Origin of the sequence: Limosilactobacillus reuteri subsp. porcinus (assembly GCF_036621895.1) — a bacterium.
Lineage (GTDB): Bacteria > Bacillota > Bacilli > Lactobacillales > Lactobacillaceae > Limosilactobacillus > Limosilactobacillus reuteri_J.
On record NZ_LN887416.1, the window covers coordinates 1 to 16,083 of the forward strand.

The 16,083-nt window shown below is 38.4% G+C and carries 15 protein-coding genes and 2 pseudogenes; 10 read left to right on the forward strand and 7 right to left on the reverse strand.

The features are described from left to right. Positions 1 to 85 precede the first annotated feature (85 nt). Genes AACL61_RS05580 through AACL61_RS05590 form a run of 3 tightly spaced genes read right to left on the reverse strand, consistent with a single transcriptional unit; the run spans position 86 to position 3,772 of the window. Positions 86 to 1,078, reverse strand: a complete 993-nt coding sequence (locus tag AACL61_RS05580; protein WP_152697189.1) for a LacI family DNA-binding transcriptional regulator — start codon at positions 1,076 to 1,078, stop codon at positions 86 to 88. A 37-nt stretch (positions 1,079 to 1,115) separates the two neighbouring features. Then, complete coding sequence (locus tag AACL61_RS05585; protein WP_339111108.1) at positions 1,116 to 2,567, reverse strand: UDP-glucose--hexose-1-phosphate uridylyltransferase; 1,452 nt, start codon at positions 2,565 to 2,567, stop codon at positions 1,116 to 1,118. A gap of 26 nt (positions 2,568 to 2,593) precedes the next feature. Next, the gene (locus AACL61_RS05590; RefSeq protein WP_102816933.1) at positions 2,594 to 3,772 is read right to left on the reverse strand and encodes a galactokinase; all 1,179 of its coding nucleotides are present in this window, start codon (positions 3,770 to 3,772) and stop codon (positions 2,594 to 2,596) included. 194 nt (positions 3,773 to 3,966) lie between these two features. Here AACL61_RS05590 and AACL61_RS05595 point away from each other — a divergent pair, with 194 nt between their 5' ends. Genes AACL61_RS05595 through AACL61_RS05610 form a run of 4 tightly spaced genes read left to right on the forward strand, consistent with a single transcriptional unit; the run spans position 3,967 to position 6,527 of the window. Then, complete coding sequence (locus AACL61_RS05595) at positions 3,967 to 4,935, forward strand: SGNH/GDSL hydrolase family protein (protein WP_102816934.1); 969 nt, start codon at positions 3,967 to 3,969, stop codon at positions 4,933 to 4,935. Between the two features lie 29 nt (positions 4,936 to 4,964). Next, on the forward strand, positions 4,965 to 5,747 hold the full coding sequence (locus AACL61_RS05600) for a tyrosine-protein phosphatase (RefSeq protein ID WP_085678565.1): 783 nt from the start codon (positions 4,965 to 4,967) through the stop codon (positions 5,745 to 5,747). 35 nt (positions 5,748 to 5,782) lie between these two features. Further along, positions 5,783 to 6,289, forward strand: coding sequence for a YbhB/YbcL family Raf kinase inhibitor-like protein (locus tag AACL61_RS05605; RefSeq protein WP_085678563.1), 507 nt, complete (start codon positions 5,783 to 5,785; stop codon positions 6,287 to 6,289). Positions 6,290 to 6,302: 13 nt separating this feature from the next. After that, positions 6,303 to 6,527, forward strand: coding sequence for a hypothetical protein (locus AACL61_RS05610; RefSeq protein ID WP_003664967.1), 225 nt, complete (start codon positions 6,303 to 6,305; stop codon positions 6,525 to 6,527). 56 nt (positions 6,528 to 6,583) lie between these two features. On the opposite strand, the gene AACL61_RS05615 is transcribed toward AACL61_RS05610, so the two are convergent. Then, complete coding sequence (locus tag AACL61_RS05615; RefSeq protein ID WP_066036003.1) at positions 6,584 to 6,910, reverse strand: hypothetical protein; 327 nt, start codon at positions 6,908 to 6,910, stop codon at positions 6,584 to 6,586. A gap of 22 nt (positions 6,911 to 6,932) precedes the next feature. Continuing rightward, positions 6,933 to 8,054 carry a hypothetical protein gene (locus tag AACL61_RS05620; protein WP_339111109.1) on the reverse strand — a complete coding sequence of 374 codons (1,122 nt, stop codon included), beginning with the start codon at positions 8,052 to 8,054 and terminating at the stop codon, positions 6,933 to 6,935. A 106-nt stretch (positions 8,055 to 8,160) separates the two neighbouring features. On the opposite strand from AACL61_RS05620, the gene greA reads away from it, so the two are divergent. Together greA and pnuC are read left to right on the forward strand one after the other, a co-directional pair. Continuing rightward, positions 8,161 to 8,658: a transcription elongation factor GreA gene (gene greA, locus AACL61_RS05625; protein ID WP_102816508.1), complete on the forward strand. Its 498-nt coding sequence runs from the start codon at positions 8,161 to 8,163 to the stop codon at positions 8,656 to 8,658. A 251-nt stretch (positions 8,659 to 8,909) separates the two neighbouring features. Then, entirely contained in the window at positions 8,910 to 9,662 is a 753-nt protein-coding gene (gene pnuC, locus AACL61_RS05630) for a nicotinamide riboside transporter PnuC (RefSeq protein ID WP_102816509.1), read from the forward strand. 51 nt (positions 9,663 to 9,713) lie between these two features. On the opposite strand, the pseudogene AACL61_RS05635 reads toward pnuC, so the two are convergent. After that, positions 9,714 to 10,367, reverse strand: a pseudogene (locus AACL61_RS05635) (aldo/keto reductase); the annotation flags it as partial. Between AACL61_RS05635 and AACL61_RS09930 the strand changes: the two are divergent. The 4 genes and pseudogenes from AACL61_RS09930 to AACL61_RS05660 form a co-directional block, all read left to right on the forward strand. Continuing rightward, positions 10,344 to 11,700, forward strand: a pseudogene (locus AACL61_RS09930) (ABC transporter permease); the annotation flags it as partial. The pseudogenes AACL61_RS05635 and AACL61_RS09930 overlap by 24 nt on opposite strands. A gap of 239 nt (positions 11,701 to 11,939) precedes the next feature. Next, complete coding sequence (locus AACL61_RS05650; protein WP_102816510.1) at positions 11,940 to 12,767, forward strand: homoserine O-acetyltransferase/O-succinyltransferase family protein; 828 nt, start codon at positions 11,940 to 11,942, stop codon at positions 12,765 to 12,767. A gap of 5 nt (positions 12,768 to 12,772) precedes the next feature. Then, complete coding sequence (gene cysK / locus AACL61_RS05655) at positions 12,773 to 13,696, forward strand: cysteine synthase A (RefSeq protein WP_102816511.1); 924 nt, start codon at positions 12,773 to 12,775, stop codon at positions 13,694 to 13,696. Between the two features lie 114 nt (positions 13,697 to 13,810). After that, on the forward strand, positions 13,811 to 14,515 hold the full coding sequence (locus tag AACL61_RS05660; RefSeq protein WP_231125385.1) for a MerR family transcriptional regulator: 705 nt from the start codon (positions 13,811 to 13,813) through the stop codon (positions 14,513 to 14,515). Positions 14,516 to 14,569: 54 nt separating this feature from the next. Here the strand turns inward: AACL61_RS05660 and cls are convergent, their stop codons facing one another. Then, positions 14,570 to 16,063, reverse strand: a complete 1,494-nt coding sequence (gene cls, locus AACL61_RS05665; RefSeq protein ID WP_339111110.1) for a cardiolipin synthase — start codon at positions 16,061 to 16,063, stop codon at positions 14,570 to 14,572. Between the last annotated feature and the right edge of the window lie 20 nt (positions 16,064 to 16,083).

The following is a 16,083-nucleotide window of genomic DNA, read 5'->3' on the forward strand; positions in this document are numbered from 1 at the left end:
CGCAAATTTATGGATAAAATGATTCAGTTTCAATTAGTAAAAGCAATAACGCCATTACTATCAAAACTGAATCATTTTTCATATGCTATCGGGTTGTTTGCCGTTTGATCAAGTGAGTTCCGACAACTGTCTTGCATGGGTCATTATTCGGATTTTGCAGCCGTTTAATCATCATATCAACTGCGGCATGTGCCATTTCATCAGTGGCAATGTGTACTGCTGACATACTTGGATAAACGTACTTAACGATTGCCGTATCGTTAAAACTAATCAAGGCGATTCGATTTGGAACGTTAATTTTGGCTTCTTGAATCGCTTTAAGCGCGCCAACTGCCATCGGATCATTGGCAACAAAGATTCCATGCGGCATACGGTCACCAAGCGTCGCAATTGCCTTTTTCATCGCGTTATATCCTGACATCGAGGTGTAGTCGCCAGCAAATATAAATTCTGGATGATAAAGGTTTTGTTGACGTAAGTTACTTTCAAAATAGAATCGCCGCAAATCAGGAACAATTTGTTGATCCGTTGTCTTTTCAGTTCCTGCCAACATACCAATATCGTTAATTCCTTCGCTAACAAATTCTGAAATAACTGACCGCACTGCATTTTCAAAGTCCGGTACTAAGCAATCGTAACCGGCAGCCAAACTATCGTAATCAACAAACACAATATTAGAAGTTACTAACCGCAATGCTTGAACTTGCGAATCACTAAATTTTCCAATCGCGATGATGCCCGTAACGTCACGAGGAATCTCTTCCATATTGTTTTGGTAAACGGGAACAGTCTGTAGTCCCTGTTGTTGCGCTGCTCGTTCGATTTCCATCCGAATTGCCATGTAATACAGGTCATCTAATTCTTGTGTAAGAGAATACCATTGAACAACAGCTACTCGTTGTACTTGGTTATTACGTGCCCGCTTATGCTTAGTATAGTTAAACTCTTCGGCAGTGGCTAACACTCGCTGACGTGTCTTTTCATTTACAGAAAGCGTCACATCATTATTTAAAATTCGCGATACAGTCGCAATAGATACCCCTGCTTTATCCGCGATATCATGTAATGTTACTGCCATACTGCTTCAGCGCCCCTTTCTTCATCTTAGGTTAAAACTATTTTAAAGCATCAATGAATCGTTGCCAACCTTCATTTCCAGCTGTGTTATCCTTAAAGACTCCCGCATTTTCCAAAACATTAGCAAAGACATTAGCAAGTTCTTGTTCCATAACCTCATCGACATTATCCTCGGTGATATTAATCCTTGACTGAACTTCTTTTGCCCATGGAAGATGACTATCTGCAATCTTATTTTCAGCACCAAGCCAAAACTTCTTGACTTCATTTAACTCATCCTTAAGCCGCGCTGGTAAGATAGCACGACCCATCACTTCAATCAAACCGATATTTTCCTTTTTAATGTGCCATAGCTTTTCATGTGGATGGAAGATTCCGAGTGGATATTCATCATTAGTATTATTATCCCGCAAAACTAAATCAAGAACAAACTTATCGCCTTCCCGATGCATAATTGGGGTAACAGTATGATGACGAAGTTCACCATCAAAAGCCTTAATATCAAGACTTTCATCACTGTATTGATCCCATACCTTAATAATATGTGTACCAAGATCAATTAGTTGCTCAGTATCGGTACTAGTTAAACGAATATCACACATTGGCCAGTTAACGATTCCTGCATTAACAGCTGGATATTCATCAAAGTACAATTCTTTCTTAATAGAGGCTTTCATCATTGGGAAAATATGCTTACCACCTTGGTAGTGTTCATGAGCAAGCATTGATCCACCAACGATTGGTAAATCCGCATTGCTTCCAACGAAATAAGCTGGGAATTGTTTTTCAATTTCAACTAAGTTAATTAAAGTTTGCCGATTAATCTCCATTGGCTCATGCTTACTATCAAGGAAGATACAGTGTTCGTGAAAGTAAGCGTATGGAGAATACTGGAATCCCCATTGTTGCTCACCTACTGTAATTCGAATAATACGGTGGTTGCTTCGTGCTGCCTGTCCAAGACGTCCCTTGTAACCCTCATTTTCCATGCAAAGGGCACATTGTGGATACTTCTTAGCGGTATCATGAGCAGCCGCTGCAATTGCTTTGGGATCTTTTTCTGGCTTTGAAAGATTGATGGTAATTTCAAGATTGCCATACTTAGTTGGTTTATCAAAGACAACATTCTTCTTGATAGCAGCTACTTTAACATAGTCGTTGCTAGTACATAAGTTATAGAACCAATCAGTCGCACTTGATGGAGATTGTTGGTACTTTTCCCAGAATTTATGATTAACTACTGATGGCGTTGGGGTCATCAAATCATAAAGCTGATCGTTTAAAATTTCCTTAGCAGTTTGACCATCATCAATTTTGCCGCGTTTAACAGCTAAATCAACAAGTTGACTAACAACAGATTCATCATCTTTAGCTTCAACATCTTCATCACCAACAAAGCCCCGAATCTTGTTTAAGACATAGATCCGGTCGAGTGGTTCATAAGTTCCACTAGCAATCACTTGGTCAGCAAACTTTTCCATTAACTTCATTTTCTCATTCCCCCACTAAAATACTATTAAAGCTTATGTGGTCCATCAACAACTTCAGCATCATAGAAACTGGCATCGTAACCAATCTTGTCACGATAAATCTTGCCAACGTTTTTCTTAAAGTTTTCTGCTTCTGACTTCTTAACAATAGCAATCGCACTGCCGGCAAATCCACCGCCGACCATTCGAGCACCAAGGCAGCCCGGTTGATCCCATGCGTTTTCTGCTAGGGTATCAAGCTCTTTACCAGTTACTTCATAGTCATATTTTAGAGAAACATGGGAAGCATTGATTAGCCGCCCCAGTTCTTCAAGGTCGCCCTTTCCCATTGCATCAATAGCTTTTTTCGTCCGTTCATTTTCACTTACAGCATGCCGTGCTCGACGGATTAGTGTGTCATCATCAATTAGAGAAGTATATTGATCAAATGTATCGGAATCTAATTCACCCAACTTATTAATATCTAGTTTCTTGTTAAGGCGTTTAACTGCTTCTTCACATTCTTGAACCCGTTCGTTGTATTTAGAACCAGCTAAGGAGTGATTCTTATTAGTACTCATGATAACTATTTCATAGTCACCAAGTTCAAGTGGCAGATACTTATATTCAAGGGTATTACAGTCAAGATAAATTGCATTATTTTCTTTACCCATTCCGACAGCAAACTGGTCCATGATTCCGGAATTAAGACCAACAAAGTCATTTTCAGTCTTTTGTCCGAGTTTTACTAATTCAATTTCATCGATATCAAGATTAAATTCATCTTTCAAAATATTACCCATCAACATTTCAATTGATGCTGATGATGATAAGCCTGAACCATAAGGAAGAAAACCGTGGATGTATAAGTTAAATCCGTGATCAATCTTGAAGCCCCGTTGCTTTAGATAAACCAGCATCCCCTTAAAGTAGTTAACCCACTTTTCATCTTTAGCACTTTGCGGTTCTGTATCATTAATGTCAAAAGTAATAATCTTACTGTCTTCTTCTTTTGCTGAATTAGCTGAGTAAATGGCGACTGTTGTGTCCTCACGCGGTCCATATACCCCATAGGTCCCAATACTGATTGCACATGGAAAAACATGACCACCATTATAATCAGTATGTTCCCCGATCACATTAATCCGTCCTGGTGAGAAAAATACATCCTTCCCCGGTTCCTTAAATACATCTTGGTATTCAGCTAAAAATTGTTGCTTATCCATCAGAATAACCTCCATACATCAAACAAACATTAGTAAACTTTTACTAAATATAATTTACTACTTTTTAACCATCTCGTCAATAAGCGCTTACAAATAATCCAACACAACTAAGAAAACGGTTACAAAGGGTAAGGGCTGATATACACAATTTCTTCTTTAATGCTACACTAGTCATAAATAATTGGAGGATTTAAATGAAGAACTACCAACCAACTGATCTAATTAAATTTGCTTCACGTACTGGACGCTGGACCGTTAAAAAGATTAATAATATGCCCACCTTATACACCACTAACCTTGGAAGCTACCTTCGTTTTAAGGTTTCAAATGCTAAAAAATGTCAAATTACTGTTTTGCCAAATCAAGATTCCCTATCTCCTAGCCAAGTGTTTGCATTTCGAATTGATGGCGGAAAGTGGCAACGGGCACAAGCTAGCTTAGAAAAAATTGATATTCCACTTGATTCGATATTACATACCATCGAAATAATGGCAGCCGGTAATTCCGACATTGACGAAGTGTGGCAAGGTAATGAAGGCTTTGCAATTAAAAACATTTATCTCGATAACGGCGCAATTATGGCAGCCCCGCAGCGTCCTGTGGTCAACTTTATCGGTGATTCAATCACGGCCGGTTGTTGGGTAGTTGGCAATCATCCTGCTGCTGACTACCGACCAGAAACTAACTATGCAGGAATCTGTGCAGACCTGCTTAACGTCGATAGTGTTCGAATAGCCTACTCTGCTGGGGGAGTGCTAAGACCTGCTACTGGCGGGGTACCAACTGCCGATGTCTTTTTAGGAAAAATCGATGATCAAACATTATGGACGCCTAATCATCCTGATCTCACCGTGATTAATTTAGGCGTTAATGACCGTCGTTTCCCCTTAGCCCAATTTACTGCCGCTTTCGACCTTTTTATCCAGCAAGTTAAGCTAACCTTTCCACGTACTCCTTTAGCGATCATAATTCCTTTTAGTCAGACTTTTGCTTCTGAAATTCGAAAAATTGCCACTAAACATAACTGTTCGATAATTGAAACCAAAACTTGGTCCCATAGTTTCACTGATGGGCTCCATCCTGATCAAGCTGGCGCTATCGCGGAAGGAAAAATGCTTACGCAAGCTTTACAACCTCTTTTATCTCAATTCAGTGTACAATAGTAATAAGAGTTAATACGAGGAGGATTTTCATGGCTAACCAACGCTTACTTCCAATAAAAAATGGCTATAATTTTCGTGATCTTGGAGGTTATCCAACAGCAGATGGGCATCAAATTAAATGGCATCGGCTTATTCGCACAGGCTCACTTGCTCATTTAGATCGAAATGATCTCACTGTTTTAGATAATATTCCCATTTCTCTAGATATCGACCTTCGCGCTCCCGATGAAGTAAAGAAAGACCCTGATCGAGTGCCTTCCCAAGCAAAGTATTATCATTTACCTGTTTTCGAAGCCGACGAAACAGACGCCTCGCATAGTGATGAAGAAATCGCCGCGCAGATGCAACAGCCAGGAAACGGTTATCACCATATGATTGATGTTTATCACCGAATGACCACAGCTGCTTCAGCCAAGCAAGCTTACCAGAAATTACTTAATCTCTTATTGAATAATGAACGCGGTGCCTTGCTATTTCATTGTACTGCTGGTAAAGATCGGACAGGGATGGCTGCTTATCTTATTCTTAGTGCCCTCGGGGTTGAGCAAAAGATTATTATGGAAGATTACCTGTTAACAAATACTGTTACTCAGGAGTTTCGTAATCACTGGTTGCAAGACATGCGGAATCATGGAGCCAGCGAGGCACTAGTGACAAATCGGGCTGCCCTTGCCTCAGTAGCTCCTGATTACCTAAATACAGCAATCAAAATCATTACTCAAAATTACGGAAACGTTAATCAATATCTTAATAATTATCTTGATATTACGCCTACCGAAATAAAAGATTTACGAAAATTGTATTTAGATTAAGCTCGATTATAATTGTCTTATAAGGAGGAATTTTTATGCAAATCTCAGTACCATTAATTAATGGGATGTTAGCAGATGAATATGGTAAATATGCGCCAGCAGCTGATATGCTAGCTGACCATCCAATTAAGTCATTTCCAATTAAAATTACCGACGCACCAGCAGATACAAAGACATTTGCACTCGTCTTTATTGATTATGACTCAACACCTGTCTGTGGCTTTACTTGGATCCACTGGTTAGCCGCCAACATTCCAGCAACGTTAACAGATATCCCTGCAAATGCTAGTCGAGAATTAGCAGATAAATTTGTGCAGGGGAATAATAGCAATGCCAGCTCGTTGGTTAATGGAAACCCATTGATAACTAGTGGTTATGTGGGTCCACAACCTCCCGACAAAACTCATGATTATACTTTAATGGTGTTTGCATTAGATGACACTTTACCCTTAGAAAATAAATACTGGCTTAATGACTTTATCCATGCGGCCAAAGGTCATATTCTAGCAAAAGCACAAATTGATTTGCCAAGTCGTTCATGAGGAGGAACTTATAATGGAAACAAGAATTTTCTTTAATCCAGGCGATTCAGTCGCTAATATTCATGACTATAATGAAGCTGTTCGGAAAGGACAAATTTTTAAACAAGCACGTCATAATGACGAACTTGTCATCGCTAAAGATCCTAACGATAAAGAATACGCAATTTTTTACGCTAAGGATGCCTTACCAGCTGAACACGAGAAGTCAAAGCCCTACGAAATTAAAAATCGTCTTTAAAATAGAAAATGACTCGCGGAATTTTCCACGGGTCATTTTCTATTTCGATAAAAATCTTAACGACCACCCACAATTTTGGCTGTCGCATTTTCAAGCCGTTCAATTAATGAATCAGCATCGTTCTTAAAGTCATCAATAAATGAGCTCGATTGTGGTTGAATACGTCCTGCTTCATCACCCATAATATCCGTAACGACTAGGTCATCCCCATCCCACTTAACATCATCGTAATGGCCTTCAAGAGCTTCATCAAAAAATGCTTGGAGTATATCCCGAACAGCATTTTGAATAACAGCCTTTTCGTCAACTTGCTCACCACGTACTTGATGTTGAGCCAGCTGCATTGCTACTTCTTCCATATTTTCTGGAATTTCAACGCTCATTATGGATTCCTCCTCTAAAAAATTAATGGCGACGTAATTTTCGTCGAGCCTTTTTACTAAACTTGATTCCTTGAAGGGACTTCTTTTTCCGCTTTAATTGTGAATCAACTTGGTTATCGTTACTCTTAGCCACTTGTTGCTTTTGTTGCATTTCGCGTTGACGCTTGAGCAGGCGCTTACGTTCATATTCGCCCCATGGATTCAGGAGGCCACGCATAAAGTCAGCAACTTCCTGCTTATGTTCGTCCATCCACGCTTCTGCCACATCTACATCATCAGTATCGATACCATTACTATTGATGAATGATAAAACTAATTGTGTTTCCCGCTCATCACGATTTAATGAGGCAAGCATGTCTTCTGATGGTTGCATATTAGCAATTGCCTTTAAGCCCAACTTGTATTGATCCATATTGATATAATCATTTTGCTTCAAGTACTCAAACAAGGCCTGCGCGCTCGGTACGATGTTGTGAATTTGCTTAATTGAAATATGTGGATCTAATGGCATCATCATGCCTAATACGCGTTGCAAGTTGCTGAAAGTCCATTGACCTGGATATTCATTGCATTCTTGTACCATTAATTCCAAGAACTCTTGCACAACATAGTTCAACTCAACATCATCTAATTCAAGATTATTGAATTGGAAAGCAGACTTAATAGCTTGTTGCACATTTGCTAATAAATCCTTGAACTTCTCAGGTGTCCATGTAATTTCTTTTTTAGCAGGACTTGCTTGAACTGAGGTTGCTTCTGCTTCGTCATTTTCCGCATCCCCATGTAATTGGGCCCATGCCTTATGTGCTTTCCGACACTCGTTCATCTTTGTCCGTTGTTCTTCCATTGCTTTTACAACTTCCGCAAGATTTTCAACTTTCAAAAATTCTTGATAAGCTCGCAAAACTGGAACAACCGCAATTCCAAATTGATTAGTTAGTGCTGGATCAGCGATGAATTCCCCGACCATGACCGCTTTTACTGCTTCTGGTGTCCAAGTAGTGTCGGTCAAATGCTGATCATTTGCCATCTGGTTATTAAAACGCGTCAAAATATCCTGTGCATGCTTTTGCTGATTAGCAGATAACTGATGATAGTTGGACGAAGTAAGAAACTGGTCAATATGTTGTTCTTGTTCGTTCATTATCTATATATCCTCCGTCTCCAAATTGAATTTTCCTTTCTATCATATCATAATTATATCTAGTAAATATAACAAGATTGCTAATATACAAGGAGAAACTATACCAATGCAACGAAAAAAGATCCAAGAAGCAATGAAAAATGTCTATTTTCAAAAAATGACTGCAAATGGCTATCATGAAATTGAAGAACAAATTGCAAAATTACAACAGCAAAGACCTGCAAAAATTGAACAATTAAAAGCTGCCCGTGCACTTGGTGACTTATCCGAAAATACGGAATATAGTACTGCTAAGCGTGAATTACGCCACCTTGAGAGCAGGCTTCGGTACCTCAATAAACAGCTTCAATATGCTGAAATTGTAACTCCCAAGAATGATCACACTATTGATTTAGGGACAACCGTGACAATTGAATTTGAGGATGACCATGAACAAGAAACTTATCATATTGTGGGAAAGCAGGAAGCTGATCTTGCCAAACAAAAAATCTCCTTTGATTCTCCCCTCGGTCAAGCCCTTCTTCACAAAACAGCTGGGACAACTGTAACTGTTGAAGTTCCACAATCTTCATATAAAGTTAAAATTGTTAAAGTTGAATTATAGTGTTGATAAGTCATTCGATGTTCCGTAATCCGCTAAAGGAAATTTTTAAATTTATTATTTTCAACGATAGGGTTAATTTTCCGCCCTTTAATTAATCTAAGCGACTGATTAAATAAACTTTTGGGTATTGCATCCCTGATTTTGACCCGGTATACTATTAAACGTTGCTTTTTTTGCATCCACAATATCTTGTGTTACTAGCCGGCGGCAACCACGATATTGCACAACATATAGTAGAGGGAGTTATATTAATGATTAGCGATTATTTTAAATTTCTTGCCCACCAATTAAAGGGCTGGCCACAACAAAATTATTACCTATTCTTTTTCAGTCTCGGCTGTCAGGTAATAACTTTAGTTAGTGCTCCAATAACGTGGGTAACTATCATTACATTTATTGGAACCACGCTTGGAGTACTTTGCGTTTTAGCAATCAATGCTGCTAAGTCGGTAAATGGTTTCTTAGGTATTTTATCAGCATTATGTTTCATCATTGCTGGTTTTAGTGCTAAAAATTATTTAAGTATTGCCGAACAAATCGCCTATGTTATTACCCTCGATTTACCAGTATTACTTTCCGCAAATTGGAATGTTAACATGGCATCAAAGATCCGTAAATTCAATGCTCGTTCATGGACGGTTGCCGTCATTGCAACAATTATTGTTTATTTTGTTTCTGGTTATTTAATCGGTCATCTTACTGACGATCCACGACCATGGATTGATGCAATCAGCTTTTCCATCAGTCTTTCCGCTGGTGTTATTTGCTTCTTGCGTTTTAACAACCAATATTTCTGGTGGCTTGCATCTGGTCTTGCACAACTAGTACTCTGGTTTGTTTCTTACAAGCAAGGATCTGCCACTTTAGCAATGGCCGTTAACAGCTCAATTTACCTTATTAATGATGTTCTCGCCTTTACCATTTCACCATGGTACAACGAACGTGAACGTCAACGCCTCAGTAAGGAAGAAGCAGCCTATGCCAAAGAATTGGGCTTAGAATAAATCTAAAAACAGCAAAGAGATTGAAAATTCAGTCAATTTGCTGTTTTTTGTTTAATATTGTTTATTGTATTCATAAACTAATTCTGGTTCACGACCAGTACGATGATAAGCATTTAATGCATCTATCTGTGCCATTTCTTGGGCGTTAAGTTCAAAATCATAAATATCAGCGTTTTGGGCAATTCGCTCTTCATGAACTGACTTGGGAATAAAAGAAACACCATTCTGGAAATGCCACCGCAGTATAATTTGCGCGGTGGATTTATTATGAGCAGCAGCAATATCTTTTAATACTGGTTCATTGAGAACTGCTCCTCGCCCTAATGGACTCCAGGCTTGCGTTACTATTTGATGTTGACGATTAAATTCTAATAGTGGTTTTTGTGTTAATAGCGGATGCAACTCAATTTGATCAACAACTGGCATTTCATTTGCTTGGGTTGCTAAATATTGAAGATGAATCATTTGGCAGTTGCTTACACCAATTGACCTAGTCAGCCCTTCTTTTTTCATTTCTTCAAAAGCTCGCCAGGTGTCAAAAAATGATCGTTCAATTGGCCAGTGAACAAGCAACAAATCAACGTAATCCATTTGTAATTTACGTAAGGATTCTTTGACAGATTCAATGGCCTTATCGTAACCTTGATTTTCTTCTGCCACTTTAGTTGTCACAAAAATATTATCGCGCGGAATGGTAAGTTCTTTACTTTTGCTGGCCTTGTGGGTGTTGCAGTCCTTGCCTACGCCTATTATCTTACAATTACAGTTAAACCGCGGATATCTGCTTTAACAACATTCATGACTGCCGTCTTCTTAGTTGTGATTGGAACATACCTCATTTTTATTGCTGGTAGCATCATTGTCCTTAAACTCCTGCAAAAAAACAAAGGATATTACTATCGCCCTCGCCACTTTATCGCGGTTTCCGGAATGTTACAACGGATGGAACAAAATGGTGCTAGTCTTGCAACGATTTGTTTACTCTGTAGCTCTGTCCTTGTAATTTTATTTACATCTTTAACTATGTATGCCGGCATTAATGATACGGTCAATTCTTATGCCCCACGCGACCTTACAATTATCACCTCGCAGAAACTCACATCACAACAAGAATCAACTATCAATTCTGTTGCCAAAAAACACCATGCTCAACTTAATAAGCCTGTTACCTTTACAACGAGCGCTCCGCAATACGGCTACTGGGAAAATAATCATTTCATCAACCAAGGTGATTTACAGAATATGACTAATCAAACTACCAATACGGTCATTACCATGTCGACAGCAACTTATAATCGGATTACGGATAAACATGTTAAATTAGCAGCAAATAAGGCCTTAATTTATTCCCTTGCTAAAGCAGCATCGCGGTGCTTTACAGATTGGTACACAAAAATACCAAGCTACTCCTATCTATGACTTTCACTACTATTTCAATCCAAGTCACGCGATTTATTCGCCAATTTTTATAATCACAAATATGCTTCCGGCAAACACTACCACAATTAACTTCACAGGAATTAATTATCACTTAAACGGCAGTAAGAAAGCTCATCTTAACTTTGAAAATGATCTTCAAGCCCAGCTTCACTTGCCAAACCAAGCATATTCTTCCCGGACAAACCTTCGTAGTCAATTGACCAGTCTCTATGGCGGAATCGTCTTTTTAGGAATTCTCATTAGCTTTGCCCTAGGAATCACGACAACTGTTGTAATTTACTTTAAACAAATTACTGAAGGTTATGAAGATCAATATCGCTTTAAGACTATGCAACAAGTTGGTTTAAGTGAGAAAGAAACAACCAAGAGTATTCATAGTCAAGTACTGATGGTCTTCATGTTGCCAGTAGTTGGTGCAATAATTAATCTTTGCTTTGCGATCCCTGCAATTCGACAAATTCTAATTCAATTTAATTTCTATAATGTTCGATTGATGGCGATAATTGCCGTATCAATCACTCTTGTCCTTCTATGCCTTTACTTTGCTATTTATGGACTTACTACCAGAATGTACCGTAAAATTGTTGAGCAAGGTTAAATACTATAAATTGACATTTCTTATTTTAACGGTTACACTTTAATTACTATAAATAAGTACGGCCGATAAATAAGGAGATGTCGTTCATGATTCTTATTAACACCACCATCATAGAAAAACTTACAAGCTGTTGCTAAACTATTCACGACAGATTAAACTGCCCTTATTTAGGCGTGATTAATCTACGGTATGTTTAGTGACAGTTTTTAGTTTAATTTAGATTATATCGAGGTGATTTCATGACGGCCGATCCATTAAGAATAGGAATTCTTAACTTAATGCATGACAAAGTAGATACTCAACTGCGATTTACAAAAGTACTTTCTGAGGGACCCTACAATGTTGATGTACAATACTTTTACCCGCAAACACACTATACTTCTCGCCCTGTCCCTGACCTTGTTCAAGAGATTTCCCAGCCTTTAGATTTAAAGCAAGTTGCCACAATGGATGCTTTTATTATCACCGGCGCGCCAATCGAACAACTTACATTTGAAGAAATTACGTATCTTGATGAAATTCATCAACTGATTGACGTATTAGTTGCCAATAACATTCCGCAACTTTACGTGTGCTGGGGAGCGATGGCGGCTGCTAACTACCTTTATGATATTCCCAAATTTCAATTACCTGAAAAAATTTTTGGAGTCTTCCATAATTATTTGCGCGCGCCAGACCCCCTCTTAAAAGGATTACCTGATGGCTTTCTTGCTCCCCACGCTCGTTATGCCGAACTTGATATTGACAAGATTATGAAAGATCCACGATTAGTTATTAATGCTGTGACCAAAAACAACTTCCTATTCTCGTTCCGCGCTCGAGAAAAGAACCAATACTTTCTTTTCTCTCATCTTGAATACGGAAAGGATGCCCTTCTAAAGGAATATTTGCGAGAACGGAATGCTAATCCCGGCGTTGAGTATATCAAGCCGCAAAACTACTTTCGCGATCCGCTTCATATGAAAGATCCCGAATTCAGCTGGGCAACTACCCAACGAGTGTTCTTTGATAATTGGCTTCATTCAGTTGCGGACCACATAGCTACACAACAATTTGTAAAGGAGTAATTAATATGACGAAAATCACAAATTCAATCGTAAATTTAATCGGTAACACTCCGATTGTTAAGTTAAATCGCGTTGTTCCTGAAGATGCAGCAGACGTCTATGTAAAACTTGAATTCTTTAATCCTGGTGGTTCAATTAAGGATCGGATTGCTCTTGCCATGATTGAGGAAGCAGAAAAAGCCGGTAAATTACAAGCAGGTGGTACAATTGTCGAACCAACCTCTGGAAACACTGGGGTTGGTTTAGCCATGGTTGCCGCTGCTAAGGGATACCATCTTGTCATCACCATGCCAGAAACAATGAGTGTTGAACGCCGGAAACTCATGCAAGGTTATGGAGCCGAACTTATTCTTACTCCCGGTGCCGACGGAATGAAGGGTGCAATTGCAAAAGCAGAAGAACTAGTTAAAGAAAAAGGCTACTTTATGCCAATGCAATTTGACAATCCAGCAAATCCAGCAATTCACGAAAAAACTACAGGAAAAGAAATTCTTGAAGCATTTGGCGATGATATTCCTGACACATTTGTTGCTGGGGTTGGTACTGGAGGAACACTTACTGGGGTTGGTCATGCATTGAAAAAAGCTAATCCTAATGTTCAGGTTTATGCTCTTGAACCAGCAGAATCTCCAGTATTAAAAGAAGGAAAAGGTGGCAAGCACAAAATTCAAGGGATCAGTGCTGGCTTTATCCCGAAAGTTCTTGATACTGATGTTTATGACGGAATCCTCGAAGTTAAGAGTGATGACGCAATTGCGATGGCACGTGAAGTCGGTCATCAAGAAGGAATCCTTGTTGGTATCTCAGCTGGTGCTAATATCAAAGGTGCGATTGAAGTTGCCAAAAAGCTTGGTAAGGGTAAGCAAGTTATTACTGTTGCTCCTGATGGCGGTGACCGTTACCTTTCAACAGAATTATTTAATTACTAAAAATTTAAAAAGGAAAGAGACTAAGATATTTTTAATCTAATCTCTTTTCTTTTTCCTATTGACCGCGACCTTACGTCATTGGCTACACTTAATAGTATGAAAGGAGTGGTCAATATGTATACGACTGGTCAATTAGCAAAAAAATGTAATGTTTCAATCAGGACAATCCAATACTATGACCGCCGTGGGTTGCTTCATGCTAAACGAACTGAGAACGGATTGCGCCATTATAATGATCAAGACCTTAAACAACTTCAAGAAATTCTAATTTATAAACAACTAGGATTCAGCTTAAAAGATATTCAACAGATTATTAATGACACTGACAATAATATTCTAAAAAGCCTAATTGTTAACCAACGAAGAAAACTCAAGCAGGAAATTAAAGACGCTTCAAAACAATTAGCAAGTCTATCTCAATTAGAAACTTTTTTGAATAAACATTATGATTTCCCAGGAAATATCAGTCAAAGTATTTTTGACAAGATCAAGAAAACAAAGAAGTTAAAACTGTTACGAATTAAATTATTGCTTATTGGTAGCATTATCGATTTCATTCTCTGGGGTAGCATTCTTTACTTTCTTTTTTATCAAGGAAATTTGATATGGTTATTATTAGGAATTCTTATTACAGTTGCTTTAACTTGGTATATTGCTATAAATTATTACCATCATACTTGCTATATTTTTCCTCATTGTTCTCACCAATTTAGAGTTTCGTTTAGTAAGTGGCTTTTTGCCCGTCATACCCCTAACACAAGGTATCTTACATGCAATAAGTGCCATCAAAAAAATTATTGTATTGAAGAATATTATTAATGAAAAATGACCAAGAGCACATAAAATTCTGCTTCTTGGTCATTTTTCGATTCTTTATAAAATTGGTGAAAGCAAGCGAGAAAAGTATTGCTTGAATTTCCGCCATTTTGATTGATTCGCAAAATATTCAGGCGTAAGTAACGTACTCTTTTTCATGTCATTTTCAAAGTCTTGCTTTAACTGCGCTGTTAGTTTTTCATTGTACGCAAATGCATTGACTTCAAAATTAAGTCTAAAGCTACGGTAATCCATATTTGCCGAACCAACAGAAGCAATGTTGCTCCCACTAACCATCGTCTTTGAATGAATAAAGCCATTATCGTACTTGTAAACTTTTACCCCGTTGTTCACTAAGTATTTAGCATAATATTCCGTTGCCCGATAAACAAATGGATGATCAGGCATACATGGAATCATAATTCGGACGTCAATTCCACTTCTTGCAGCAATTACTAATGCTTCCAGCACTGAATCTTCTGGAATAAGGTATGGCGATTGAATATAAACATATTTTCGTGCCGAGCTAATAATTGATTCATATCCCCGTCGAATTGAATAATTTTCATTATCTGGTCCAGAAGATACGATTTGCATTGGAACCTCATCTGGATCGCCATCCGGTGCAACCAGTTCAAAATTCTTAAATTCTTTTTCAAGGTCAATTTTCTTTTTATGAGTTTTCCGACAGGTTGTATTCCAGTCCATCGCAAACCGCACTGTCATCATCATCGTTGCTTGCCCGACGACACGGAGATGGGTATCACGCCAATAACCAAACTTAGGATCTTCGCCAAGGTATTGATCACCGATATTGAATCCACCAATGTAACCAATCTTGCCATCGATAATAGCTAGTTTACGGTGAAGATGATAGTTTAACCGTGGCGTTTGAAAATAAGCTTTGGCAGCGGCAATAAATGCTTGCGCTTCTCCACCCAACTCTTCTAAATGCTTAAAAAATTTGAAAGTAGTCCCATGAGACCCACTTAAATCATAGAGAACACGGACTTTTACTCCCCGTGCAGCTGCATCTTCTAAGGCTGCCAACACCCGCTTCCCTAGATTATCAGCATAAAAGGAATAGTATTCAATATATACATGATCAGTTGCATGATTTATATCGTCAATTAACTTATCAAACTTCTTTTTCCCATCAATAAATACGTGAACTTTATTATTAAAGGTTACTACTGAATCATTCAAACTCAAAAAAAGGTTAACCAGCTGGCGATCACGCGACAACCGGCTTCCTTTGGGCATTAATTCATGTTCTTCACTTAGCTTTCGTTGCTTTTCAAGATATTTGGTCCGTAATCGTTTTTGTTCATCTTGAATACTAAATATCTCATCGTGGGATAATTGTCGTCCCACAAAAAGATACAGGATAAATCCAACTACTGGCAAAATAGTTAAGACTAATAGCCATGCCCAAGTTGATGCAATATCCCGACGACTACGAAAAACGGTCCATACTGCAAAAGCGATGTTAATTAACCATAGGACTTCAATAATGCGGCGAATAACATCCCATGTCCAAACAATATCCATAATTTAATAATCTCCCTAGT